Consider the following 8,116-nt stretch of genomic DNA (forward strand, 5'->3'; position numbering starts at 1 on the left):
TGCACTTTCGAACGTGAAAGAGGGCGAATGGGCGCTTTCGAACGTGAGATAGGCCCTATCTCACGTTCGAAAGCGCCCGGGGGTCCGCCGGTCAGTCGGCCAGGCGGCCCGTCGTCGGGAAGCGGTCCCACACGCGGTGCGCGGGCAGGAGCTGCTTCAGCGCCGCCACGGCGGCCGCGCCGTCCGCCGCGGACTCGACGCCCTTGCCGGACACCTGGGCGGCAGCGAGGACGGCCTCCGCCGGCTCGAGGGCGAGGATCGCCTTCGAGTGGCGCCACATCTCCTGCAGCACTTTGACGACGCGCGGGTCCACCGCCTCGGAGTCGGCGGCGCCGGCCTTCTGGTCCAGGCTGGGGGCGGCGTCTGCGGCGGGGGCCGCCGGCGAGGCCACGACCACGGCATCCAGCTCGATGGACGCGGCGGTCAGGTAGGTCCGCTGGGCCACGATCTCCCCGGCCACGGGGCCGCCCTTCGGTGCGATGACCAGCGGGACCATGCCCGCACCGTGGATGCCCTGCACGAGGGCGTCCAGCTCCTTCTCGTCCACGGACTCGCCCACCACGACGCCGACCTGACGGCCGTCGAGCGGCCACGCCCCGCCGATCTGGGACAGCACGGGGGAGGGCTGCACGTCGGCCGGGGTCTCGGTCGGCGCGGGGACGGGGATGCCCAGGCCGTCCGCGACCTGCTGGGCCAGTCGCGTGTCGATCGCGGCGAGGTGGGCCAGCTGGCGCTCGCGGATGGTCTGCTCGTAGCACTTGCCGAGCTCGAACGTGTACGCCTGCGCCACGTGCTCGCGCTCCACCTCGGAGAGGGAGAGGAAGAACAGGCGCGCCTGCGAGAAGTGGTCGTCGAAGGACGCGGCGTGCGCGCGCTCCTTCACCGAGGCCGGCAGCGGCTCCGGGTGCTCGATGAACGCGTGGTCGTCCGCGGGGGTCTCGTACGGCAGGCCGCCGTCGAGCGAGTTGGGCCGGTACGGCGCCACGCCGCGATGCACGGCGCTCTGGTGGAAGCCGTCACGCAGCATGTCGTTGACCGGGGCGTGCGGGCGGTTGATGGGCAGCTGGTTCCAGTTCGGCCCGCCGAGGCGGGTGAGCTGCGTGTCCAGGTAGGAGAAGAGGCGGCCCTGCAGGAGCGGGTCGTTGGTGACGTCGATGCCGGGCACGAGGTTGGCCGGGTTGAAGGCCACCTGCTCCGTCTCCGCGAAGTAGTTGGACGGGTTGGCGTTCAGCGTCATGCGGCCGAGGGGCTGCACGGGGGCGAGCTCCTCCGGGACCAGCTTCGTGGGGTCGAGCAGGTCGATGCCCTCGAACATCTGCTCCTCGTTGTCCTCGAACACCTGCACGCCGAGCTCCCACTCGGGGAAGGCGCCGGCCTCGATCGCGTCGGCGAGGTCACGCCGGTGGAAGTCCGGGTCCATGCCGTTGGTGAGCAGCGCCTCCTCCCAGGTCACGGAGTGCACGCCGAGCATCGGCTTCCAGTGGAACTTGACCAGCACGGTGGAGCCGTCCGCCGCGATCAGACGGTAGGTGTGGACGCCGAAGCCCTCCATCATGCGGTAGGAGCGCGGGATGCCGCGGTCGGACATGTTCCACAGGGTGTGGTGCTGGGCCTCGGTGTGCAGGGACACGAAGTCCCAGAACGTGTCGTGCGCGGACTGCGCCTGCGGGATCTCGCGGTCCGGGTGCGGCTTCACCGAGTGCACCACGTCCGGGAACTTGATGGCGTCCTGCACGAAGAACACGGGGATGTTGTTGCCCACCAGGTCCCACGTGCCCTCGTCCGTGTAGAACTTGGTGGCGAAGCCGCGGGTGTCGCGGGCCAGGTCCATGGAGCCGCGGGAGCCGGCCACGGTGGAGAAGCGGACGAACACCTCCGTCTCCTTGTCCTTGGCGAAGAGTCCGGCCCGGCTGATCTTCGCGGCGGTGCCGTAGCCGCGGAACACGCCGTGGGCGCCGGCGCCGCGGGCGTGGACCACGCGCTCGGGGATGCGCTCGTGGTCGAAGTGGCTGAGCTTCTCCCGCAGGTGGTGGTCCTGCAGCAGGGTGGGGCCGCGGCGGCCGGCCTTGAGCGAGTGGTCCGAGTCCTGCAGGCGCACACCGTGCGCGGTGGTCAGGTACGGGCAGCCCTGCGCGGCGGTCGCGGGGTCGGCGCCGGTGTCCTGGCCGGTGGGGGAGACCTGTGCCGGACCGCGCTGGTCCGGGGCCGGGACGGCCACGGGCTGGTCCGGGTGGGTGAGGGCGGTGTGCTCCTCGAGGTCGGGGGTGATCGGCCCCGGCGTGCCGGGGATGTCGGGCTGCTGGGTGGTCATCGCGTCTGCTCCTGTGGTGTCGACGTGCCGCGCGGTGCCGCGCGGATCGGGGGCGGAGGACGACGGCGGCCGATGCGGGCCGACGTCGTGCCCGGTCCCCAGCGTGGCGGCTGGCCCCAGCGCTGACCAGGGCTGACGGCCACCGGCAGGGGCCTGGCTACCCTGGGGGCATGAGGATCAGCGTCGGACAGTTCGGGCCCGTGGGCGACGTCGAGGAGAACCTGGCCGTGATGGCCCGCCTCGCCGCCCGCGCCGCGGGCGAGGGGGCGGACCTCCTGGTGCTGCCCGAGGAGGCCATGCTCGGGGCCCGCGAGGTGGGGGAGGAGTTCCCCGACGCCGTCGCCGCGGCCTGGGAGCCGTTCGCCGCGGGCCTGGCGGCGCTGGCGCGTGAGCACGGGATCGCCGTCGTCGCGGGCGGCTACGAGCCGGGACCGGACCGGCGTCCCTACAACACGCTGCTGGCGGTGGGCGCGGACGGCGCCCGGCTGGGCGCGTACCGCAAGCTCCACCTCTACGACGCGTTCGCGCACCGCGAGTCGGACCGGATCACCCCCGGCGACGGCGGCGTCGCGGCGATCGAGCTCGGCGGGCTCCGCCTGGGCCTGCTCACCTGCTACGACCTGCGCTTCCCCGAGCTGTCCCGGCGTCTGGCGGTGGAGGGCGCGGACGTGCTCGTGATCCCCGCGGCGTGGTTCTCCGGCGAGCACAAGGTGGACCACTGGCGCACCCTGCTCAAGGCCCGCGCGGTGGAGAACACGGTGTGGGTGGCCGCGGCCGACACGTGCTCGGACGGCACCGTGGGCCACTCGATGATCGTGGACCCGCTGGCGCTGCCCGTCGCCGAGCTCGCCGACGAGCGGGAGGCCGTGGTGACCGCGGAGGTCACCCGCGAGCGGATCGACGAGGTCCGGGAGTTCCTCCCCTCGCTCGCCAACCGCCGCACCGACGTCCTCTGAGCCGCCCCCCGCCCGGCGGACGGGTCACCATTACCCCCTCGGGCTGGGAAAAGCCTAAAATCACGTCAGACGTGCAACCAGACGGGCGCCCCGGCGCTCGGAACGCGCCCCGCCCGGGGCGGGACGGGAGATCAGAGATGACCATCAACGCCGACGGCAGCCACGCCGTCCAGCCCCACGCCGCGAACGCCCACACCGCCCCGGCCCGCCCCGTGCGCCACGCCGTGGTGGAGGAGGAGGTGCTCGAGCCGCTGGGCCCGGTGGAGGGCTGGGGCTTCACCAACCGCGTCATCCTCGTCTCGGTGCTCGTCGTGATCATCGGCAACGTCGTGCGCGTGCTCACCGGCGACCTGGGTGATCCGAACGGCTCCGTGGCGCTGGGCGAGACCGGCCACGGCTGGGTCGTGCTGGTGCAGTCGTTCATGTTCGGCCTGGTGGGCGGCGCCCTGGCGGGCGCGGCCGGCTACCTGGTCGTGCTGCTGATGGGCGGGGCTGCCCGCTCCGTCGTGCGCTACGTGGTCGGTGGCGTGGTCGGCGGTTTCCTCGGTGCCGTGGGCCTGTTCGCGGTGTTCTCCAACACCGTCCTCTACGGGGCGGGCCTGCACCTGTTCTGGATGCTGCCGGTGGCGGGCCTGCTCGGCGGCCTCTGGGCGGGCGTCGTCTCCTCCCGCCGCTGATCCCCGCAACCGGCGCCTCGGGCGCCGGCCGCAGAGAAAGGCCCCGGTTCCGGCTCTCGCCGGGCCCGGGGCCTTCTCCGTCATCACTCGCACCTTCGATGAGGTGGCTTCAGCCTACGAACTCGCCTTGGGCTTTCCAGGGGAGTCGGCTGGGCGTTCCCTGGGAGTGTCGGCCGCCCCGAGCAGGTGCGCGAGCTCGCCGGTGGCGGCGACGAGGGCCGCCCCGCACCGGTCCGCCAGCTCGTCCGTGCAGCGGTAGGCCGGCACGAGCGTGCTGAGCGCACCGACCACCGTGCCCGCCACGCTGATGGGGGCGGACAGCGAGGTGACGTCCTTCTCCACGGAACGGGTGCGCAGCGTGTAGTCCCCCGCGGCCACGCTGCCGCGCAGGGCGTCGCCCACGGCCGTGCCCGCCAGGGGGACGGTGCGTCCGACCCAGTTCGTGTGGCGGACGGAGTGCGTGCCCTCCACGATCGCCAGGTAGACGGCGGAGTCCGGAGGGGTCGTCACCGAGAGGTAGACGGATTCGCCCGTGGCGGCCACGACGTGGTCCATCGGCCCGCGGGCCAGCTGCACGAGCGAGTCTCGGGAGAAGGCCCGCGCCCCGAGCTGGATGAGGCGCACGCCGGGGCGGTAGGCGCCGTCGTCGTCGCGGGCCACGAAGCCGGATCCCTCGAGGCTGCGCAGCAGGCGCAGCGCCGTGGACGCCGGCAGCTCCGTGGCGCGGGCGGCCTCGGTCAGGCTCAGCCGGGGCTGCTCGGTGACGGCGGCGAGCAGGTCCAGGGCCCGGTCCACGGTGCGCGTCGAGGCGGTGGGGGTGGTGGTCATGAGAGGGAGCGTAACGGGTGCGGGACACGCGGATCGGGCTTGCGCGTGAGCCGAGTCACTGTTTCAATGTTCGGAAAGTGCATGCCGAGCCGTGAAATCACCGGGGCTACCCGTCCCGGCGGCGCACGCACCCCGTCGAGAGGAACTGCCATGGCCGAGGGCTTCACCCAGCACGACCCGTCCCGCACCATCCGCGCCCCGCGCGGCACCGAGCTCTCCGCCAAGTCCTGGCAGACCGAGGCCCCGCTGCGGATGCTCATGAACAACCTGGACCCCGAGGTCGCCGAGCGTCCCGAGGACCTCGTCGTCTACGGCGGCACCGGCCGCGCGGCCCGCTCCTGGGAGGCCTACGACGCCATCGTCGCCACCCTCAAGGACCTCGAGGAGGACGAGACCCTCCTGGTGCAGTCCGGCAAGCCGGTGGGCGTGTTCCGCACCAACAAGTGGGCCCCGCGCGTGCTGATCGCCAACTCCAACCTCGTGGGCGACTGGGCCACGTGGCCGGAGTTCCGCAAGCTCGAGGCCGAGGGCCTGATGATGTACGGCCAGATGACCGCCGGCTCGTGGATCTACATCGCCACCCAGGGCATCCTGCAGGGCACCTACGAGACCTTCGCCGCGATCGGCCGCAAGCGCTACGACGGCTCCCTCCAGGGCACCCTCACCCTCACCGGCGGCTGCGGCGGCATGGGCGGCGCCCAGCCGCTGGCCGTCACCCTCAACGGCGGCGTCTGCCTGATCGTGGACGTCTCGGAGGACCGCCTGCGCCGCCGCATGGGCAAGCGCTACCTGGACGAGGTGGAGACGGACATCGACAGGGCCGTCGAGCGCGTCATGCAGGCCAAGCGCGACGGCGAGGCCGTCTCCGTGGGCCTCGTGGGCAACGCCGCAGAGGTGTTCCCCGAGCTGCTCGAGCGCCAGAAGGCCGGCACCGTCGAGATCGACATCGTCACCGACCAGACCTCCGCGCACGACCCGCTGTCCTACCTGCCGATCGAGATCGACGAGAAGGACTGGCACGCCGAGGCCGAGGCCGACCCGGACACCTTCACGAAGAAGGCCCAGGAGTCCATGGCCCGCCAGGTCGAGGCCATGGTCGGCTTCCAGGACATCGGCGCCGAGGTGTTCGACTACGGCAACTCCATCCGCGACGAGGCCCGCAAGGCCGGCTACTCCCGCGCGTTCGAGTTCCCGGGCTTCGTCCCGGCCTACATCCGCCCGCTGTTCTGCGAGGGCCTCGGCCCGTTCCGCTGGGCCGCGCTCTCCGGCGACCCGGAGGACATCCGCGTGACCGACGCGGCGCTGAAGGAGCTGTTCCCCGAGAACGAGCACCTGCACCGCTGGCTCGACGGCGCCGCCGAGTTCGTGGAGTTCGAGGGCCTGCCGGCCCGCATCTGCTGGCTGGGCTACGGCGAGCGCCACAAGGCCGGCCTGCTCTTCAACCAGCTCGTGGCCGAGGGCAAGGTCAAGGCGCCGATCGTGATCGGCCGCGACCACCTCGACTCGGGCTCCGTGGCCTCCCCGTACCGCGAGACCGAGTCCATGCTGGACGGCTCCGACGCGATCGCCGACTGGCCGCTGCTGAACGCGCTGACCGCCACCTCCTCGGGTGCCACCTGGGTGTCGATCCACCACGGCGGCGGCGTCGGCATCGGCCGGTCCATCCACGCCGGCCAGGTGGGCGTGGCCGACGGCACCGAGCTGGCCGCGGCCAAGCTCGAGGCGCTGCTCACCAACGACCCGGGCATGGGCGTCATCCGCCACGTCGACGCCGGCTACTCCCGCGCCGTCGAGGTCGCCGCCGAGCGCGGCGTCCGTGTGCCCATGGAGGCCACGATCCGGGACTGACCCCGGTCACGTCGTCGGACGGCGACGGTGCCGCCGCGCCGTCGCCGTCCGACGGCTTCACCGCCGCGAGCCGGACGGGCGGACGCCCGTCCGGCTCGCGATCGAAAGGACACCACGATGGACTCGTCCCGCCCCGCAGACCACGAGCTGCACACCGACACCACCGCGATGGCCGCGATCGAGGCCGACGCGCCCCGCCCGCCGGCGCGCTGGCGCATGATCGTCTACTCGGCGATCGGCATCGTCATGTTCTTCGTGCCCATCACGATCAACGGGGCGAGCTCCATCCCGCTGGACCACCTGGTGACCTGGGTGCGCGGGCTGCTCGGCCCGGCCGACCGCTGGGTGGGCCTGGCCATCATCGCCGCCGGCGCCGTGTACCCGTTCGCCTCGGGCCGCTGGCGCACCAGCACCACCCGGACGGTCTTCGCCTTCCTCGCCGTGCTCGGCCTGGTCGCCTCGGCGATGGTCGTGTTCGGCGTGGGCCCGAGCTGGATCCTGGACGAGAGCATCGGCCCGTTCCTGATGGACAAGCTCGTGGTGCCCGTGGGCCTGATCGTCCCCATCGGCGGCGTCTTCCTGGCCCTCGTGATCGGCTACGGCCTCATGGAGTTCGTGGGCGTCTACCTGCGCCCGGCCATGCGGCCGATCTGGCGCGTGCCCGGCCGCGCCGCCGTCGACGCCGTCGCCTCCTTCGTGGGCTCCTACGCCCTGGGCCTGCTGCTGACGAACCGCATGTACACCGGCGGCCGCTACACGGCCCGCGAGGCGGCGATCATCGCCGTCGGCTTCTCCACGGTGTCCGCGACCTTCATGGTGATCGTGGCCAAGACGCTGGGCCTGATGGACATCTGGCTCTGGTACTTCTTCGGCACCCTCGCGGTGACGTTCGCGGTCACCGCCATCACGGTGCGCATCCCGCCGCTGAGCCGCATCCCGGACGAGTGCTACCCGGGCGTCACCCACTCGCCCGAGCAGGCCGTCACCCGGGACCGCTTCCGCGTGGCCCGTCGCGCCGCCGAGCAGACCCTCGCCGAGGCCCCGTCCCTGCCGAAGAACATCTGGGTCAACTTCCGGGATGGACTCGTGATGGTGCTCCAGATCCTGCCGTCCATCATGTCCGTGGGCCTGATCGCCCTGGTCCTGGCCACGTACACGCCCGTGTTCGAGTGGATCGGCGTGATCTTCTACCCGCTGTTCTGGGCGCTCGGCTACTCCGACCCCGGCCTGCTGGCCTCGGCCTCCGCCACCTCGATCGCCGAGATGTTCATCCCGGCCACGATGGCGGCCGGTCACGAGGACCTCGTCGCCCGGTTCGTGATCGGCGTCGTCTGCGTCTCCGCGATCATCTTCTTCTCCGCGGTGGTTCCTGCCATCCTGGCCACGGACATCCCCGTGAAGATGTGGCACCTCCTGGTGATCTGGGTCGAGCGCGTGGCGCTCACCATCGTGCTGGCCACGCCGCTGGCCCACCTGGTGGCCGCGCTCACCTGAGG

General features: G+C 72.2%; 6 protein-coding genes. 4 read left to right on the plus strand and 2 right to left on the minus strand.

Features of this window, described 5'->3' with window-relative positions; all coding sequences use genetic code 11:
* Positions 1 to 91: 91 nt before the first annotated feature.
* Complete coding sequence (locus tag QL983_RS08955; RefSeq protein ID WP_020624966.1) at positions 92 to 2,311, minus strand: catalase; 2,220 nt, start codon at positions 2,309 to 2,311, stop codon at positions 92 to 94.
* 170 nt (positions 2,312 to 2,481) lie between these two features.
* Here QL983_RS08955 and QL983_RS08960 point away from each other — a divergent pair, with 170 nt between their 5' ends.
* Together QL983_RS08960 and QL983_RS08965 are read left to right on the plus strand one after the other, a co-directional pair.
* Positions 2,482 to 3,267, plus strand: coding sequence for a carbon-nitrogen hydrolase family protein (locus tag QL983_RS08960; RefSeq protein ID WP_036315777.1), 786 nt, complete (start codon positions 2,482 to 2,484; stop codon positions 3,265 to 3,267).
* Between the two features lie 137 nt (positions 3,268 to 3,404).
* Positions 3,405 to 3,944 (plus strand): hypothetical protein, encoded by a 540-nt coding sequence (locus QL983_RS08965; RefSeq protein ID WP_036315779.1) that lies wholly within the window; start codon positions 3,405 to 3,407, stop codon positions 3,942 to 3,944.
* A gap of 114 nt (positions 3,945 to 4,058) precedes the next feature.
* Here the strand turns inward: QL983_RS08965 and QL983_RS08970 are convergent, their stop codons facing one another.
* Positions 4,059 to 4,772 (minus strand): helix-turn-helix domain-containing protein, encoded by a 714-nt coding sequence (locus QL983_RS08970; protein WP_041104426.1) that lies wholly within the window; start codon positions 4,770 to 4,772, stop codon positions 4,059 to 4,061.
* Between the two features lie 150 nt (positions 4,773 to 4,922).
* Here QL983_RS08970 and hutU point away from each other — a divergent pair, with 150 nt between their 5' ends.
* Complete coding sequence (gene hutU, locus QL983_RS08975; protein ID WP_230260468.1) at positions 4,923 to 6,620, plus strand: urocanate hydratase; 1,698 nt, start codon at positions 4,923 to 4,925, stop codon at positions 6,618 to 6,620.
* Positions 6,621 to 6,737: 117 nt separating this feature from the next.
* The gene (locus QL983_RS08980; protein ID WP_230260470.1) at positions 6,738 to 8,114 is read left to right on the plus strand and encodes a YjiH family protein; all 1,377 of its coding nucleotides are present in this window, start codon (positions 6,738 to 6,740) and stop codon (positions 8,112 to 8,114) included.
* Positions 8,115 to 8,116 lie beyond the last annotated feature (2 nt).

The organism is Micrococcus sp. APC 4021, assembly GCF_030407635.1.
GTDB lineage: Bacteria > Actinomycetota > Actinomycetes > Actinomycetales > Micrococcaceae > Micrococcus > Micrococcus luteus.